The sequence below is a fragment of the Pseudomonas oleovorans subsp. oleovorans genome (genome assembly GCF_002197815.1).
In the GTDB taxonomy this organism is placed as follows: domain Bacteria; phylum Pseudomonadota; class Gammaproteobacteria; order Pseudomonadales; family Pseudomonadaceae; genus Aquipseudomonas; species Aquipseudomonas oleovorans.
The window spans coordinates 102,835-118,388 of sequence record NZ_NIUB01000004.1 but is presented as its reverse complement, the minus strand read 5'-3'; the positions used below and the strand labels follow the sequence as shown (position 1 = coordinate 118,388).

At 64.3% G+C, this 15,554-nt stretch carries 16 protein-coding genes and 2 pseudogenes; 9 read left to right on the top strand and 9 right to left on the bottom strand.

Going from position 1 to position 15,554, the window contains the following annotated elements; all coding sequences use genetic code 11:
* Positions 1 to 13 precede the first annotated feature (13 nt).
* Positions 14 to 307, bottom strand: a complete 294-nt coding sequence (locus PSOLE_RS03435) for a putative quinol monooxygenase (protein WP_004424599.1) — start codon at positions 305 to 307, stop codon at positions 14 to 16.
* Positions 308 to 413: 106 nt separating this feature from the next.
* Between PSOLE_RS03435 and PSOLE_RS03430 the strand changes: the two genes are divergently transcribed.
* From PSOLE_RS03430 to PSOLE_RS03395, 9 genes and pseudogenes are all read left to right on the top strand, one after another.
* Positions 414 to 1,328 (top strand): LysR family transcriptional regulator, encoded by a 915-nt coding sequence (locus PSOLE_RS03430; RefSeq protein WP_004424597.1) that lies wholly within the window; start codon positions 414 to 416, stop codon positions 1,326 to 1,328.
* 106 nt (positions 1,329 to 1,434) lie between these two features.
* Positions 1,435 to 1,830, top strand: coding sequence for a DUF2946 domain-containing protein (locus PSOLE_RS03425; protein ID WP_074855297.1), 396 nt, complete (start codon positions 1,435 to 1,437; stop codon positions 1,828 to 1,830).
* 81 nt (positions 1,831 to 1,911) lie between these two features.
* Positions 1,912 to 2,782, top strand: a pseudogene (locus tag PSOLE_RS03420) (PepSY-associated TM helix domain-containing protein).
* A gap of 74 nt (positions 2,783 to 2,856) precedes the next feature.
* Positions 2,857 to 3,351, top strand: a complete 495-nt coding sequence (locus PSOLE_RS03415) for a copper chaperone PCu(A)C (protein WP_004424590.1) — start codon at positions 2,857 to 2,859, stop codon at positions 3,349 to 3,351.
* Entirely contained in the window at positions 3,348 to 3,725 is a 378-nt protein-coding gene (locus PSOLE_RS03410; RefSeq protein ID WP_306109607.1) for a DUF2946 domain-containing protein, read from the top strand. Before PSOLE_RS03415 ends, PSOLE_RS03410 begins: the two co-directional genes overlap by 4 nt.
* Before the next feature lie 62 nt (positions 3,726 to 3,787).
* A pseudogene (locus PSOLE_RS03405) lies at positions 3,788 to 4,252 on the top strand (TonB-dependent receptor plug domain-containing protein); the annotation flags it as partial.
* A gap of 2 nt (positions 4,253 to 4,254) precedes the next feature.
* Positions 4,255 to 4,485, top strand: a complete 231-nt coding sequence (locus PSOLE_RS23565; protein WP_039965033.1) for a TonB-dependent receptor — start codon at positions 4,255 to 4,257, stop codon at positions 4,483 to 4,485.
* A 244-nt stretch (positions 4,486 to 4,729) separates the two neighbouring features.
* Positions 4,730 to 4,996 carry a PepSY domain-containing protein gene (locus PSOLE_RS03400; RefSeq protein ID WP_039965030.1) on the top strand — a complete coding sequence of 89 codons (267 nt, stop codon included), beginning with the start codon at positions 4,730 to 4,732 and terminating at the stop codon, positions 4,994 to 4,996.
* On the top strand, positions 4,996 to 5,532 hold the full coding sequence (locus PSOLE_RS03395; RefSeq protein WP_074855296.1) for a cytochrome b/b6 domain-containing protein: 537 nt from the start codon (positions 4,996 to 4,998) through the stop codon (positions 5,530 to 5,532). Before PSOLE_RS03400 ends, PSOLE_RS03395 begins: the two co-directional genes overlap by 1 nt.
* 76 nt (positions 5,533 to 5,608) lie before the next feature.
* Here the strand turns inward: PSOLE_RS03395 and PSOLE_RS03390 are convergent, their stop codons facing one another.
* The 8 genes from PSOLE_RS03390 to PSOLE_RS03355 form a co-directional block, all read right to left on the bottom strand.
* Positions 5,609 to 6,556 carry an adenosine deaminase gene (locus tag PSOLE_RS03390; RefSeq protein WP_004424585.1) on the bottom strand — a complete coding sequence of 316 codons (948 nt, stop codon included), beginning with the start codon at positions 6,554 to 6,556 and terminating at the stop codon, positions 5,609 to 5,611.
* Positions 6,557 to 6,851: 295 nt separating this feature from the next.
* Complete coding sequence (locus tag PSOLE_RS03385) at positions 6,852 to 7,817, bottom strand: 2-oxoglutarate and iron-dependent oxygenase domain-containing protein (RefSeq protein ID WP_039965028.1); 966 nt, start codon at positions 7,815 to 7,817, stop codon at positions 6,852 to 6,854.
* A gap of 186 nt (positions 7,818 to 8,003) precedes the next feature.
* Positions 8,004 to 9,086 carry a BMP family ABC transporter substrate-binding protein gene (locus PSOLE_RS03380; protein WP_074855295.1) on the bottom strand — a complete coding sequence of 361 codons (1,083 nt, stop codon included), beginning with the start codon at positions 9,084 to 9,086 and terminating at the stop codon, positions 8,004 to 8,006.
* Positions 9,087 to 9,495: 409 nt separating this feature from the next.
* Positions 9,496 to 10,851, bottom strand: a complete 1,356-nt coding sequence (locus PSOLE_RS03375) for an 8-oxoguanine deaminase (protein WP_074855294.1) — start codon at positions 10,849 to 10,851, stop codon at positions 9,496 to 9,498.
* 214 nt (positions 10,852 to 11,065) lie between these two features.
* Positions 11,066 to 11,515 (bottom strand): REP-associated tyrosine transposase, encoded by a 450-nt coding sequence (locus PSOLE_RS03370; protein ID WP_074855293.1) that lies wholly within the window; start codon positions 11,513 to 11,515, stop codon positions 11,066 to 11,068.
* Between the two features lie 136 nt (positions 11,516 to 11,651).
* On the bottom strand, positions 11,652 to 12,578 hold the full coding sequence (locus PSOLE_RS03365; RefSeq protein ID WP_074855292.1) for an ABC transporter permease: 927 nt from the start codon (positions 12,576 to 12,578) through the stop codon (positions 11,652 to 11,654).
* Between the two features lie 111 nt (positions 12,579 to 12,689).
* Positions 12,690 to 13,787, bottom strand: a complete 1,098-nt coding sequence (locus PSOLE_RS03360) for an ABC transporter permease (RefSeq protein WP_074855291.1) — start codon at positions 13,785 to 13,787, stop codon at positions 12,690 to 12,692.
* 11 nt (positions 13,788 to 13,798) lie between these two features.
* Positions 13,799 to 15,346, bottom strand: a complete 1,548-nt coding sequence (locus PSOLE_RS03355) for an ABC transporter ATP-binding protein (RefSeq protein ID WP_074855290.1) — start codon at positions 15,344 to 15,346, stop codon at positions 13,799 to 13,801.
* Positions 15,347 to 15,554 lie beyond the last annotated feature (208 nt).

The following is a 15,554-nucleotide window of genomic DNA, read 5'->3' as shown; positions in this document are numbered from 1 at the left end:
CCTCTGTGAGAAATCAGGTAAGGGGTTGCAGGGGGAGCAGATCGATGCCCGCAAGCCGCTCGCCGAATGTGTTGGTGAAATGTACAAAGTGAGGCGCTGCGCGGTGCTGGTCCAGTGCCTCGGCGTCGCGCCATTGTTCGATCATCACGAACTGGTGCGAGTTCTCCTTGTTGCGGTGCAGTGCGTACTGCAGGCAGCCTGGCTCGGCGCAAGTGGCCGTGACCAGACGTTGCAGGCCCGCGGCCACTGCCTCGGCATGTCCTGGCAGGGCATTGATGGTGGCGATCAGTGTGAGAGCGGTGGTCATGGTTGGCTCCGGTGGAGGTATTGGAACCATGTTCGTTTATTTGTGTGGCAAGAAAAATAGGCTGGTAATAGAGTCTCTTTCATCATTTTTTTGAAAGTGAATGGCCATGCTGCGTTTCGACGACCTGCAACTCTTCGTGCGTACCGCCGAAACCGGCAGCCTGTCCGCTGCGGCGCGGCTGCTGGATGTTTCGCCAGCTGTGGCCAGCGCCGCCCTCAAGCGTCTGGAGCAGCAGCTGCAGGTGCGCCTGCTGGCGCGTTCGACGCGCAGCCTGCGCCTGACGCCCGAGGGCGAGCTGTATCTGGTGCATGCCCGGCTGGCGTTGCAGAGCCTCGAGGAAGGGCGCCAGCAACTGGTCGGCAGCCAGGAGGGGATTTGCGGCGTATTGCAGCTGTCGGCGCCGTCGGATCTGGGGCGCAATACGTTGTTGCCCTGGCTCGACGCGTTCCAGGACGAGCATCCGCAACTGCAGCTGCGTCTGCTGCTGGCCGACCGGGTGGCCGACCTGTTCCGTGAGCCGGTGGACATCGCCCTGCGTTACGGCGCACCGGAGGATTCCAGCCTGGTGGCGCTGCCGGTGGCACCGGAGAATCGTCGGGTGCTCTGCGCTTCACCTTCCTATCTCGCCCGGCACGGTTCGCCGCGCAGCGTAGAGGAGCTGCATCAGCACAACTGCCTGCTCTATATGTTGCATGGCCGTGCTTATGATCGCTGGCACTTTCAGGATGGCAAGCGCGAGGTACTGATGAATGTCGCGGGTGACCGCGTCTGCGACGATGCCGATGTCACCCGGCGCTGGGCCGTGGCCGGGCGGGGTGTGGTGTACAAGTCCTGGCTGGATGTCGCCGAAGACGTGTGCGAAGGGCGCCTGCAGGTGCTGCTGCCGAACTGGCTGGGCGAGCCGACGCCCCTGTATCTGGTGTGCGCGCACCGTGCTCAGCTGAGCAAGGCGGTGCATCTGCTGCGCGAATTCGTGCAACTGCGCTGCCAGCGTTTGCTGGACGCTGCGCCATGGCGTTAGCACTTGATGCGATAAAGCCAGCAAGCCCTGCTAGACTCTCGTATGCAGTGCCTGCGGCAACGCACCGCAGTGTCGCGCTGCCATCCTCTGTTTAGAGTCGCGCCCCATGAAACTGGCCCGCCAAGACCGCTCACTGACCGCCTGGGTGCTGTACTTCAGCATCCTGTTCAGTGCATTCGTCTGCGCGATCAGCCACGGCCAGATGGCCGGCATGCAGCTCAGTGGTCTGGATGGCCAGTACTGCTCGTTCGATGGCAACTTCGGCGCGGGCGCCGACCTCGACGGTTCCGGCATCGTCGCGCCGAACCCGGCCACCGGTTCCAACTGTGCGCTGGCCAGCCTGTTCAGCGCGATCATTCTCGCTGCCTTCTTCGGCCTGCTCGGCCTGCTCGGGTTGCTGGCTGCCGAGCGCAGTTGGTCGGCATCCGCGCTGCATCTGCCGCGCATCACCCGTTATCGTTGGCCTCCGGCCAATCCCCGCGCTTCTCCTTTCTTCGCCTGATCCATCCGCCCGTTCCGGGCGTCCCTATCATGCGAATGCCTGACCGCGCGTCGACGACCGCGGTGGGCTGGAGAAAGCTTCATGGCGTCTTCCCCCGATTGCACCGCGCCTGCTCGTGCGGCCCCGCCTTTCTACAACCTGGCCTGGCGCTGGCATTTCTATGCCGGGTTGTTCGTTATCCCGTTCATGATCCTGCTGTCGATCACCGGGATCATCTACCTGTTCAAACCGCAGCTCGATACCTGGATGTATGCCGACCTGATGCAGGTGTCGGTCGCCGAGCAGCGCCTCAGTGCCGATCAGCAACTGGCTATCGTCCGCGAAGCCTATCCGCAGGCAGTGGTCAGCAAATACCTGCCACCCGCTGCACAGGATCGCAGTGCGCAGTTCGTGATCAACCGGGACGGCCAGGAGCTGAACCTGTTCGTCGATCCCTACAACGACAGCGTTCTCGGCACCCAGGACGCTCTGTGGAATCTGCAGACGGTGGTGCGCAAGCTGCACGGTGATCTGCTGATCGGCACCGTTGGTGACCGTCTGATCGAACTGGCCGCGGGCTGGGGCATCGTGCTGGTGGTATCCGGCCTGTACCTGTGGTGGCCGCGCGGCAGCGGCGGGGCGGGTGTGTTGTGGCCACGTCTGAGCGCAGGGGGGCGCCTAAGGCAAGTTGTTCGGCCTGGCCAACCAACTGCTGATGGCGGCGGTCTGCCTGCTGATCATCTTCAGCTACGTCAGCGGCCTGGTGCTGTGGTGGAAACGCCGCCCGGCCGGACGCTTCGGTGTGCCGCCGCTGCGCCACGATCTGCCGCGCTGGAAGACCGCCATCGGCGTGATGATCGTGCTCGGTGTGATCTTCCCGCTGGTCGGCGCTTCGCTACTGCTGGTCTTCGTTCTTGACTGGTTACTCTCGCGCTTTCGCCAACTGCGGCCATCGACCCGGCCGCTGGCATGAGTGAACAGTTTGATCGTCGCAAGACGTTGTACGCTCGACCCATGATTCGATTCCAAACCAGGAGGCAACACCCCATGACCCTGAAGAAAACCCTGCTCGGCCTCACCCTGCTGCTGCCGACGCTGTTGGTGCAGGCCCACGAGTACGATGCAGGCCAACTGCATATCGACCACCCCTGGTCGCGCGAGATGCCGCCGGTGGCGCCGACTGCTGCCGCTTATTTCGTCATCCACAACAAGGGCAGCGAAGCCGATCGTCTGCTCAGTGTCAGCACCCCGGTGGCCGGCAAGGCCGAGTTGCACGAGCATGTGCATGCCGATGGCGTGATGAAGATGCAGCAGGTGCAGGACGTGGCCATCCCCGCTGGTGGCGAGGTGAAGTTCGAGCCCATGGGCTATCACGTCATGCTGTTCAACCTGAAGCAGCAGGCCAAGGATGGTGAGCGCTTCCCGCTGACCCTCAACTTCGAGAAAGCCGGTGCTGTCGAGGTCGAGGTCGCCGTGCAGAAAGATGCGCCGGCAGGCCATGATCATGCTGCCGGTCATGATGCAGGCAAGCACCAGCACTGATACTGTTCACGGCACGCAGGCGCACGCTCGCCGCCCAGCTTGGGCTGCTGGCGTTCGTCCTCATCATGCTGGCGCCACTGGCGTCGCAACTGTGTGCCGAGCCAGCTGACTGGCGCTGGCTGAACGAGCTTGGCTGTCATGACGGGGCGGGCAGCGTGCCGGCCCCAACGAGCAGCTCCAGCCCAGTGTTGCAGGTGGATGCCTGCGGCTACTGCTCGCTGCTCTCGCATTGTCCGGTGCTGGCCGACGATGGCTCGGTGCTAGCGAGCCGCTTGGAGTTATCTCGCGATACCTCCCTGAGGTTGCCTGAGCGACCGCTGCTGGGCGCCAACTTTCCTCATGCGCTGTCACGCGCACCGCCGATGCGTACCTGAAGTCACCACTCCCATGAGGCCGTTACCAGGCCCCTTCGGCAATCGACTTTTCAGGTATCCGCATGTCCGTTTCCTTCGTTTCGGGCGCCGCGTCCGTGCGCACTCGTTTTCCCCTGACCGTTCTGGCCGTAGCCTGCGGCCTGTGTTCCGTGACTGCCCTGCAGGCTGCCGAGGAGCCTGTGCACGAACTGCCACCCAGTGTGATCACGGCAATCCAGCAAAGCTCGCCGCTGACTGTGGTGGCCGACGCCAAGGAACCACGCCAGCCGGTGCCGGCCAGCGATGCGGCCGACTACCTCAAGACCATTCCCGGTTTCTCCGCGATTCGCAGCGGTGGCAGCAACAGTGACCCGGTGTTGCGCGGCCTGTTTGGCTCGCGCCTGCTGCTGCTCACCGATGGCGGGCAGATGATCGGCGCCTGTCCGGGGCGGATGGATGCACCCAGTTCCTACATCTCGCCAGAAACCTTTGATCGGCTGACCGTTACCAAGGGCCCGCAAACCGTGATCTGGGGGCCGGGCGCGGCAACGTGGTGGGGCAGGACTTCGCCGACAGCGCCGGCTTCGGCGTGCTCTCGCTCAATGGCGCCTACCGCGTCAGCCAACAGGTCAAGCTCAGCGCCGGTGTGGATAACCTGCTCGACAAGAACTACGCCGAGCACCTCAACCTGGCTGGTGATGCTGGCTTCGGCTTCCCGGCCGACACCCGCATCGACGAGCCGGGCCGCACCTTGTGGGCCAAGGTCGATTTCGACTTCTGAGCCTTCGCTAGCCCGGAGCTACGAAGCGTAGCGATCCTCTCGTAGGAGCCGCGCTTGCGGGCGATTGGCGCTTGCACAATGCGGATCGCCCGCAAGCGGGCTCCTACGTTTGGCCGGGCACGGTAGCCACCTTTCCCGGATTGCATCGGGCTACGATTTTGCGTGGGCTAATAGAGCCTTAAGGTTCAGGCGCGAGAGTGGTCCTCGCAGACCTACTTTCCCCTGCACCGAAGAGGACTACACCATGCGCAAACTGCTTCTGCTGTCTCTGGCTCTGGCCAGCCCGCTGACCTTCGCTGCCACGCAATGCACCACTGCCGACAAGTCGCAGTGGCAGGATCAGGACAAGTTCCAGGCCGACCTCAAGGCCCAGGGCTACGAGATCAACAAGTTCAAGGTTACCGGTGGCAACTGCTACGAAATCTACGGCTTCGACAAGGACGGTAAGAAGGTCGAGATTTACTTCGATCCGGTCAGCGGCAAGCCGGTCAAGAGCAACGTAGAAGGCTGATGAGCGCCGCGACCGTGCGCCTGTGGGACCCAGTGGTGCGCTTGTTCCACTGGTCCCTGGCCGGCGCTTTCCTGGCCAACTACTTCTTCACCGAAGAGGGTGAAGACTGGCATCGCTGGCTCGGCTATTACGCCGTGGCCTGGCTGGCGATCCGCCTGGTATGGGGTTTCGTCGGCACGCCGGCGGCGCGCTGGGCGGATTTCTGGCCGACCCCGGCACGCCTCGGTGCGCATCTGCGTGCATTGATTGGCGGGCAGCCGTATCACCGTCTCGGGCACTCGCCGTTGGGCGCGCTGGTGATGCTCCTGATGATGACGCTGATGCTCGGCCAGGGTGTGACCGGCTTTCTGATGGAGGAGGTCGATTATTTCTGGGGCGCGGATCTGCCGCTGCAAATCCACAAATTCTGTGCCAACGGCCTCATGGCAGTGGTCGGCTTGCATATCGCCGCCGCCTTGTTCGAGAGCTATCGGCTGCGCGAGAACCTGCCGTTGTCGATGGTGACTGGCAAGCGGCGCAAGCTCTCGGAACACTGATACTACAGTCGCGGCTGAAGCCCCTCCCACAGTACCCGCGCTCCGTGGGAGGGGCTTTAGCCGCGATGAGCCTTGCTCAGGCCAGGCGCGCGTCCAGGCTGTTCTGTGCCAGGCGTTTGGCCTGTGCCTCGGTCATGCCCAGGTGTTCGTGCAGAGCGGCGAAGTTCTCGCCGACGTAGCCGCCGAAGTAGGCAGGGTCATCGGAGTTCACCGTCACCTTCACACCGCGCTCGAGCATCTCGAGGATGTTGTGCTGGCCCATGTGCTCGAACACACAGAGTTTGATGTTGGACAGCGGGCAGACGGTCAGCGGAATCTGTTCGTCGATGATGCGCTGCATCAGCCGCTCGTCTTCGATGGCACGCACGCCATGGTCGATACGCTTGATCTTGAGCAGGTCCAGCGCTTCCCAGATGTACTCGGGCGGGCCTTCCTCACCGGCATGCGCGACGGCATGCAGGCCTTCGCTACGCGCCTTGGCGAACACCCGCTCGAACAGCCGGGGCGGGAAGCCCTTCTCCGAACTGTCGAGGCCGACGCCGATGAAGGCGCCACGGAACGGCATGGCCTGCTCCAGGGTCTTGAACGCTTCCTCCTCGGGCAGGTGACGCAGGAAGCTGAGGATCAGACCGTGGCTGATGCCCAGCTGTTTCTCGCCGTCGAGCAGCGCCTGCTGGATGCCGCGCAGCACTACCTCGAAGGGAATGCCACGGTCGGTGTGGGTCTGCGGGTCGAAGAAAGGTTCGACATGGATGACGTTCTGCGCCTTGCAGCGTTGCAGGTAGGCCCAGGTCAGGTCGTAGAAATCCTGCTCGGTGCGCAGCACGTTGGCACCGGCGTAATACAGGTCGAGAAACTCCTGCAGGTTATTGAAGGCATAGGCCGCACGCAGGGTCTCGACATCGGCCCAGGGCAGGGCGATCTGGTTGCGTTCGGCCAGGGCGAACAGCAGCTCGGGCTCCAGCGAGCCTTCCAGGTGCAGGTGCAGTTCGGCCTTGGGCAGGGCGTTCAGCCATTCGGGCATGGTCGGTTCTCGTTGTCAGGCTTTGTAATGGGCAAAGTTTAACCGGTGGGACAGGACTGTGCTGCGTCGATGGGGGCGCTCAGGGGGTACGGCTTTTCTTTTCTCCTCCCGCAAGCGGCAACTGGAACTTATATCCCGGTCCGCTCTGCCTGTAGGAGCCCGCTTGCGGGCGATCAATTTGTCCGAGCTCTTATCGCCCGCAAGCGGGCTCCTACAGAACGGCTGTCAACTGGGTAGCTCCTCACGGCGATCGCTTCGCTCTTATCGTTCCCACGCCGGAGCGTGGGAGCCATCATCAGCCCTGCGCTTCCTCACGCCGATAGGCATAGGTATCGGCGAAGCGCGACAGCAGGTACTCGGCGCTGGTCACCGGCGTGTACTTGGCTGGGTCATCCGCGCTGGAGCAGTTCGGCAGGCAGTCGATCAGCGTGTCGGGATGCGGTTCGGCGAAGAACGGCATCGAGTAGCGATCCACTCCCAGCGGGCTGATCACGCGATGTGGCGTCGAGGTGTAACGGTTGTTGCTCCAGCGCGCCATCATGTCGCCGATGTTGACCACGAAGCTGCCGGCAATCGGTGGTGCGTCGATCCACTCGCCATCGCGTGCACGCACCTGCAGGCCGCCGGCATCGTCCTGGTAGAGCAGGGTGATGCAGCCGTAATCGGTGTGCGCGCCAGCGCCCTGTTGCTCGGCGCTGGTGGCGGTGTGGCGCGGCGGATAATGGATCATGCGCAGCACGCTGATCGGCTCATGGAAGCGCGCCTCGAAGAAGTCGTGCTCGATGTCCAGCGCCATGGCCATGGCGCGCAGCAGGGTCTTGGCCAGGTCCTGCATGTCGGCGTAATGCTGTTCCATCAGCTCGGCCCAGCCGGGCATATCCGGGTGACGGTTCGGCCCGCGCAAGGGTTTGCCTGCCAGCACCTCGGGGTGATCGGCGGGCATGTGAAAACCCATGTCGAAGGTTTCCTTGAGGTCGCTCGGCTTGCTCGGGTCGAGCTGCTCGGTGGCGATGGCGCCGTAGCCACGATGGTGGGTGGTCTGGGTGATATCGATCCTGAGTTTCTCTTCGGCGGGCAGTGCGAAGAAGGTCTTCGCCGCACTGAGCAGGGCGTCGATGCGCTCGACGCCGATAGGGTGACCGACGATGTAGAAGAAGCCCCAGTCGCGGCAGGCGCGATCGATCTGCTCGGCGACGGCAGGCCAGGCCGAAGCGTCGTCGGCGTAGAGCGGGGCGATGTCGATGATGGGTAATGCGTTCATGTTGAGCCTCGGGTGGGCGTTGCTGCGAGTCTTCTCGTACCCAGGGCAGCGGAAAGGGGGATCGGGTGAGATCCCCTTGATGCGGTTCTGCTTTTGCAGGGACGGCATCGGTGGTTGCTCGGTGGCGGGTTGCACCCGCCCTACATGCACCGTCGCACTGTAGGGCGGGTGCAACCCGCCAATCGTTTACTTCGGCATTTCGGCCTTCACGTTTTCCACGTAGTAGTTCATCGAGGCCAGCTCGGCATTGGTCGCGCTTGCGCCTTCGGCGATGCGCACCGCGCCACTCTGATCCTTGATCGGGCCGGTGAAGGGGTGGAACGCGCCGCTGCGAATGTCGGCGATGATCTGCTCGGCCTCGCTCTTCACATCGGCCGGCACCAGGTCGCTGATCGGCAGCTCGATGGTGTCCTCGGCCAGGCCGCCCCAGAAGTCCTGCGGCTGCCAGGTGCCGTCGATCACCGCCTGGGTGGATTTGACGTAGTGCGGGCCCCAGTCGTTGACGATGGAGGTGAGCACGGCCTTCGGCCCGAAGTGCGCCATATCCGAGGCGTAGCCGACGGAGTAGATGCCACGGCGCTCGGCGGTCTGGATCGGCGCCGGGCTGTCGGTGTGCTGGAACATCACGTCCACGCCCTGGTCGATCAGCGCGTTGGCGGCGTCGGACTCCTTGCCCGGATCGAACCAGGTGTTGACCCACACCACCTTGATCTCGGTGCCCGGATTGTACTTGTCCAGCGCCAGCTGGATGGCGTTGATGTCGCGGATCACCTCGGGGATCGGGAAGGAGGCGATGTAGCCGACTTTCTTGGTCTTGGTCATCTTCGCCGCGAGGAAGCCGCCAACGTAGCGACCCTCATAGGAGCGCGACAGGTAGGTGCCGACGTTCTTGTCCTGCTTGTAGCCGGTGGCGTGTTCGAAGGTCACCTTGGGGAATTGCTTGGCCACCTTGATGGTGGGATTCATGTAGCCGAAGGAGGTGGTGAAGATCAGGTCGAAGCCGCTCTTGGCCATGTTGCGGATCACCCGCTCGGCGTCGGCGCCTTCCGGTACGTTCTCGACGAAGCTGGTGGTGACCTTGTCGCCCATTTCCTTGATCAGCATTTGCCGGCCCTGTTCGTGCTGGTAGGTCCAGCCGTGGTCGCCGATGGGGCCGATGTAGACGAAGCCGACCTTCAGCGGGTCGGCGGCGGAGGCGCTGAGCATGGCGCCAAAGCCCAGGGCGGCGACGAGGGTGCGCAGCAGCGGTTTCTTGCTCTTCTTGTGCATGGTGGGTACAGCTCCAGTCTTGGTGTTGGGGGGGCCGTTGGTTGGCTGATCCCCTGACTGCAAAAAGCTGACCAAAAGGACAGATAGGCGAGGCGACGGCGTTCTGCCTGTGCGCCTGCTCAGGAGTGGGGGCGGTATTGGTGCGCGGCAGGCGCGTATGGGATTTTGTGGTGCGTCGCTCTCACCCTTGCACCGATGAAACGACGGTCGCGGCTGATGCCCCTCCCACAGGTTGGCGCTGTTCTTGTGGGAGGGGCTTTAGCCGCGACCTAGCCTGTGCAGCTGCCTTGTGGTGGGCAAAGAATGACTGGTCTTGCGAGCCACCATGTAGGAGCGAGCTCTGCTCGCGAAGCGTTCGGTGTATAGGCCTTCGCGAGCAGAGCTCGCTCCTACGGCTGATTGGTCGCGATCAACCGCTTACCAGCTGCTTCGCCGCCTGCCGGTGATCAGCGATCAACTGCGCCACATCCAGCCCTTCGATCTGCCCATCGATGACCCGCCAATTGCCGCCGATCATCACCCGATCGGTACGATCTGCACCGCACAACAGCAGCGCGGAGAGCGGATCGTGGCTGCCGGAGAAACGCAGCTCGTCGAGCTTGAACAGCGCCAGGTCGGCCTGCTTGCCCACCGCCAGCTCGCCGATATCGCTGCGCCCCAGCAGTTTCGCCGAGCCCTTGCTTGCCCAGCCGAGTACGCGTTGCGGGGTGATCTGCTCGGCGCCGTAGCGCAGGCGCTGGATGTACAGCGCCTGGCGCGCTTCGAGGATCATGTTCGAAGTATCGTTGGAGGCGGAGCCATCGACGCCCAGGCCCAGCGGCGCGCCGGCGGCTTCCAGCTCGACGCTGGGGCAGATGCCCGAAGCCAGGCGCATGTTGGAGCTGGGGCAATGACAGATGCCGGTGCCGGCAGCGCCCAGGCGGGTGATCTCGTCGGGGTTGAAATGGATGCCATGGGCCAACCAGGTGCGCGGGCCGAGCCAGCCGACGCTGTCCAGGTAATCCACGGTGCGCAGGCCGAAGCGCTGCAGACAGAAGTCCTCCTCGTCGAGGGTTTCGGCCAGGTGGGTATGCAGGCGCACGTCCAGCTCCTCGGCCAGCTCGGCGCTCTGGCGCATGATTTCCTGAGTCACCGAGAAGGGCGAGCAGGGCGCCAGGGCGATCTGGATCTGCGCCCCGTCGCCGCGCTCGTGGTACTGGCCGATCAGGCGCTGGCTGTCAGCCAGGATCACCTCACCCTGCTGCACCGTTTGCTGCGGCGGCAGGCCACCGTCGGCTTCGCCCAGGCTCATCGAACCGCGGGTGAGCATGGCGCGCATGCCCAGTTCGCGTACCGCTTCGACCTGCACGTCGATGGCGTTCTCCAGGCCGCCGGGGAACAGGTAATGGTGATCGGCCGCGGTGCTGCAGCCGGACAGCAGCAGTTCGGCCAGCGCCACCTTGCTGGCCAGGGCGAGCTTCTCGGGAGTGAGGCGTGCCGAGACCGGGTAGAGCGTCTTCAGCCAGGGGAACAGCGGCTGGTTGACCACCGGCGCCCAGGCGCGGGTGAGGGTCTGGTAGAAGTGATGGTGGGTATTGATCAGGCCTGGCAGAACCACGTGCTCGCGGGCGTCGAACACTTGCTGGCAGGGCGCGGCAGGTTGCTGGCCGGCACTGAGCACTTCGGTGATGCGGCCATCCTCGATCACCAGGCCGCCGGAAGCGTCCAGGTCGTTGGCGGTGAATATAGCAAGGGGGTTCTTGATCCAGATACGGGTAGCTGCCATGAGCAGGCTCCTCTGAGGTTGATGTCAGGTAAGCCAGCTCAGTGTTGACCCTGTCTGCTGATCCAGGTGCGCCAGAAATGACGTGCGGCGAAGATAGCTGACTCTGGAGTCAGGGGCAACAAGCCTGTCGCGGCTGAAGCCCCTCCCACAAGAATGGCATTTGTCTGTGGGAGCGGCTTTTGTGGGAGGGGCTTTAGCCGCGACTCTTCTGAGGTCAGAGCCAGACCGAATCCCACAGCGGGTAATCGCCCACCCGGCTGACCAAGCCCGCTCTTAGAGGGTTGGCGACGATATACCGTGCTGCCGGCAGTACATCTTCTTCACGACGTAATGCCCGGTCATGAAAGCCATCCTGCCAGAGTTTTCCCTGGCGCTTGGTTAGCTGGTTGATGTGCTTGGCGCTGCGTCCCTTGATGCGCCGCATCAGGTCGCTGATCGAGCCTTGCTGCAGTGCAATCAGCCAGTGCAGGTGATCGGGCATGAGTACCCAAGCCAGCGATTCGGCTAGGCCGTCCTGCTGCGCAGCTTTGAGTTCGGCAACGACCAGGCGGCCAATCGCGAAGTCCGTGAACAGTGTTTCACGGCCTTCTGTCGTTGCGGTGAGTAGGTAGATACGCTGCGGCTCCGAGAAGCGACCGGCGCGCAAGCGAGCTGAGTGGGGCATTCCTTTGCCTCCCGGGTGGGTGTGACAAAGGTATAGCCGATAAAAGCCTTGTCGCGGCTAAAGCCCCTCCCACAGCACCAGTGCAGTCTGTGGGATCGGCTTTTGTGGGAGGGGCTTTAGCCGCGACTTCTCCTCATCAATGCCCCGGCTGCCAAGGCTGGCCCAGCGATACCGGCGCATACAGCCGGGTCTTGATCGCATCACGCGAGAGCAGCACCAGCACCACGATGGTGGCCACATAAGGCAGCATGGCCAGCAGGTTCGACGGGATCGACAGGCCGATGCCCTGCGCCACCAGATGGAGGATGCTGGCCAGGCCGAACAGGTAGGCGCCGAGCAGCACGCGCAGGACGCGCCAACTGGCAAACACCACCAGCGCCAGGGCGATCCAGCCGCGCCCGGCGGTCATGTTTTCCGCCCACATAGGTGTGTACGCCAGCGACAGGTAGCCACCGGCCAGGCCGGCCATGGCGCCGCCGAACAATACTGCCAGGGTGCGCACGCGCAGCACCGGCAGGCCCATGGCGCTGGCTGCGTCCGGGTTTTCGCCAACGGCCTGGATGATCAGGCCGATACGGCTTTTCAGCAGCACCCAGGCCACCAGCGCGAACAGGGCGAAGGACAGGTAGATCAGCACGTCCTGAGCGAACAGCATGCGCCCGATCAGCGGGATGTCGGACAGCAGCGGAATGACGATGGGCTCGAAGCCGGACAGCGGCTTGCCGACCCAGGCGGCGCCGACGAAGGTGGACAGGCCGACGCCGAAGATGGTCAGGGCCAGGCCGGTGGCCACCTGATTGGCATTGAAGCCCAGCGCCACGGCGGCGAACAGCAGTGACAGCAGCATGCCGGCAGCCATCGCCAGCAACACGCCGAGCCACAGGCTGCCGGTGCTGAAGGCGACGATAAAGCCGATCACCGCGCCGAACAGCATCATGCCTTCCTGGCCGAGGTTGAGCACGCCGCTCTTCTCGCACACCAGCTCGCCCAGGGCCACCAGCAGCAGCGGCGTGCCGGTACGCACCATGGCGTAGAAGATATTGGTCAACAGATCGAGATCCATACGTGAAGCCTCGGATGCAGCAGATAAAAAAGAGTGTGTCTTGTGGTGGGAGGGGCTTTAGCCGCGACAGCCGTTCGATTGAAAACGTCGCGGCTAAAGCCCCTCCCACGGTCAGGTGGTCGCCTCGGCGAGGGTCTCGCGCCGTGCCCATTTCCACTTCAGCCGTGGCCGGTAGAGGATCAGCACGTCGCAGGCCAGCAGGTAGAACAGCATCATTCCCTGAAACAGCTGGGTGATCGCCTGCGGCAGGTTGAGATTCATCTGCGCGTTCTCGCCGCCCAGGTAGAGCAGCGCCATCAGCAGGCTGGCGGCGACGATGCCGAGCGGATTGAGGCGGCCGAGAAAGGCCACGGTGATCGCCGCATAGCCGTAGCCGGGCGACACCTGCGGCACCAACTGGCCAATCGGCCCGGCCACTTCGCCGACGCCGGCCATGCCGGCCAGGGCGCCGCTGACCAGCAGGGCGAACCACACCAGGCGTTTCTCGCGAAAGCCGACGAAGCCGGCGGCGCGCTTGTCCAGGCCGAGCACCTTGATCTGGAAGCCGAGAAAGCTCTTGTGCAGCAGCACCCACACCGCTACCAGAGTCAGCAGCGCCAGGTACAGGCCGCCATGCAGGCGACCGTCCTCGCTGACCAGTGGCAGGCGGCTGGCATCGCCGAACATCGCCGACTCGGGGAAGTTGAAACCGGCCGGGTCCTTCAGCGGGCCATGCACGAAGAACAACAGCAGGTTCAGCGCGATGTAGTTGAGCATGATGCTGGTGAGGATTTCGTTGGCGTTGAACTGCGTGCGCAGCCAGGCGGTTAGCCCGGCCCAGGCCGCACCGGCAGCGGTGCCGGCCAGCACCACCCAGGCCAGTGCCCAGCGGCTTTCCCAGTCGATCAGTTGCAGCGCCATGGCGCTGCCGGCCAGCGCGCCGATCAGCAGTTGGCCTTCGGCGCCGATATTCCAGATGCGCGCCTGGTAGGCGACCGCCAGGCCCAGTGCGCAGAGCAGGATCGGCAGTGCCTTGACCAGCAGTTCGGACACGCCGTACCAGTCGCTGACCGGGGCGATCAGCAGGGTGTGCAGGGTTTCCAGCGGGTCATGGCCGAGCAGAGTGAACAGCAGCATGCCGCTCACCAGCGTCAGTACGGCGGCCAGCAGCGGCGACAGCCAGAGCATGGGGCGCGACTCCTGGCCGCGCGGTTCCAGGGATAACAGCATGACGGGCTCCGTCAGCAGGCCGCAGCAGCGGCGGGTTGATCGAACTCACCGGCCATCCAGCGGCCGACTTCTAGGGTGGACACCTGCGCTGTCTCGGCCAGCGGCGACAGCCGCCCGCTGCACAGCGCACCGATGCGGTCGCTGATCTGGAACAGCTCGTCGAGGTCTTCGGAGATCACCAGAATCGCCGCGCCGGCATCGCGCAGGGCGATCAGCGCGCGGTGGATGGCCGCAGCGGCGCCAACGTCCACGCCCCAGGTCGGGTGCGCGGCCACCAGCAGTTTCGGGTTTTGCAGAATCTCGCGGCCGAGGATGAATTTCTGCAGATTGCCGCCGGACAGGCTGCGCGCGGCGGTGTCGGCACCCGGCGTCTTCACCGCGAAGCGGCGGATGATCTCGTCCGCCAGCGCCCGTACCTTGCCGCGCTGCACCAAGCCGCCCTTGACCAGGCCCTGGCCGAAGGCGGTGAGCAGGGCGTTGTCCACCAGGCTCATCTCCGGCACGGCGCCATGGCCGAGGCGTTCGGCGGGTACGAAGGCCAGGCCCAGCTGGCGCCGCGCATCCGGGTGCAGATTGGCCACTGGCGCGGCATCGATGCTCACCCGCTCGCGCTCACCGCGTGGCAGTCGGGTTTCGCCGCTGAGCAGAGCGAGCAACTCGTCCTGGCCATTGCCGGCGACCCCGGCGATGCCGACGACCTCGCCGCTGCGCACCTCCAGGCGAAGGCGTTCGAGCGAGCAGCCGAACGGGTCGGGGTTGTGCCAACTGAGGTCATCGACGCGCAGCCGTGGCAGGCCGCCGCTGACTTTCGGGTAGCTGCTTTCCAGCCCCTCGGCATCACCGACCATCAGTCGCGCCAACTCCAGGTCGCTGCATTCTGCCGGCACGCAATGGCCGGACACCCGCCCGCCGCGCAGCACCGTGGCGCTCTGGCATAGCGCGCGTACCTCGCCGAGCTTGTGGCTGATAAACAGAATGCTGCAGCCCTCGGCGGCCAGGCGGCGCAGGGTGACGAACAGTTCGTCGGCCTCCTGCGGAGTGAGCACCGAGGTGGGTTCATCGAGGATCAGCAGCTTGATGTCCTGCATCAGGCAGCGGACGATTTCCACGCGCTGGCGTTCGCCGATGGACAGGCTGTGGACCAGGCGGGTCGGTTCCAGCGCCATGCCGTAGCGCTGCGACACCTCGCGAATTTTCGGCTCCAGCTGCTTCGGTGTACCGGCGCCCGCGCCCATGGCCAGGGCGATGTTCTCGGCGACGGTCAGGGTCTCGAACAGCGAGAAATGCTGGAACACCATGCCGATGCCCAGGCCGCGCGCCATGGCCGGGTCGCGCATCGCCAGCCGTTCGCCCTGCCAGCGAATCTCGCCGCTGCTGGGCTGAGTGACGCCGTAGATGATCTTCATCAGCGTGCTCTTGCCGGCACCGTTCTCGCCGAGCAGGGCGCGGATCTCACCGGGGGCGATGGTCAGGTCGATACGGTCGTTGGCCAGACAGCCGGGGTATTGCTTGCTGATGGCGGTCAGCTGCAGGCGTGGGGAAGCGGGTGGGGCGGACATGGGAAGCGCTCATGAACATGACTGAGCGGGGCTAAAGCAAAAACTTGGCCAGTGAGTCAGAAAATCCATTTTATGGGCTCTCGCCTATGGCCGAGCGCACTGCAATGCCTGCCATTGGTGCGCGTCTCTCCGTATGCTGCGCACAATGCACCGTATTCGCGCGTGCGCGGCTAAAGCCCCTCCCACAAACAGCTGCTGCTCTTGTGGG

Excerpts from the sequence above, each read along its gene's own strand:
- PSOLE_RS03435 (WP_004424599.1), bottom strand. The coding sequence starts at position 307 with ATGACCACCGCTCTCACACTGATCGCCACCATCAATGCCCTGCCAGGA.
- PSOLE_RS03430 (WP_004424597.1), top strand. The coding sequence starts at position 414 with ATGCTGCGTTTCGACGACCTGCAACTCTTCGTGCGTACCGCCGAAACC.
- PSOLE_RS03425 (WP_074855297.1), top strand. The coding sequence starts at position 1,435 with ATGAAACTGGCCCGCCAAGACCGCTCACTGACCGCCTGGGTGCTGTAC.
- PSOLE_RS03415 (WP_004424590.1), top strand. The coding sequence starts at position 2,857 with ATGACCCTGAAGAAAACCCTGCTCGGCCTCACCCTGCTGCTGCCGACG.
- PSOLE_RS03400 (WP_039965030.1), top strand. The coding sequence starts at position 4,730 with ATGCGCAAACTGCTTCTGCTGTCTCTGGCTCTGGCCAGCCCGCTGACC.
- PSOLE_RS03395 (WP_074855296.1), top strand. The coding sequence starts at position 4,996 with ATGAGCGCCGCGACCGTGCGCCTGTGGGACCCAGTGGTGCGCTTGTTC.
- PSOLE_RS03390 (WP_004424585.1), bottom strand. The coding sequence starts at position 6,556 with ATGCCCGAATGGCTGAACGCCCTGCCCAAGGCCGAACTGCACCTGCAC.
- PSOLE_RS03385 (WP_039965028.1), bottom strand. The coding sequence starts at position 7,817 with ATGAACGCATTACCCATCATCGACATCGCCCCGCTCTACGCCGACGAC.
- PSOLE_RS03380 (WP_074855295.1), bottom strand. The coding sequence starts at position 9,086 with ATGCACAAGAAGAGCAAGAAACCGCTGCTGCGCACCCTCGTCGCCGCC.
- PSOLE_RS03375 (WP_074855294.1), bottom strand. The coding sequence starts at position 10,851 with ATGGCAGCTACCCGTATCTGGATCAAGAACCCCCTTGCTATATTCACC.
- PSOLE_RS03370 (WP_074855293.1), bottom strand. The coding sequence starts at position 11,515 with ATGCCCCACTCAGCTCGCTTGCGCGCCGGTCGCTTCTCGGAGCCGCAG.
- PSOLE_RS03365 (WP_074855292.1), bottom strand. The coding sequence starts at position 12,578 with ATGGATCTCGATCTGTTGACCAATATCTTCTACGCCATGGTGCGTACC.
- PSOLE_RS03360 (WP_074855291.1), bottom strand. The coding sequence starts at position 13,787 with ATGCTGTTATCCCTGGAACCGCGCGGCCAGGAGTCGCGCCCCATGCTC.
- PSOLE_RS03355 (WP_074855290.1), bottom strand. The coding sequence starts at position 15,346 with ATGTCCGCCCCACCCGCTTCCCCACGCCTGCAGCTGACCGCCATCAGC.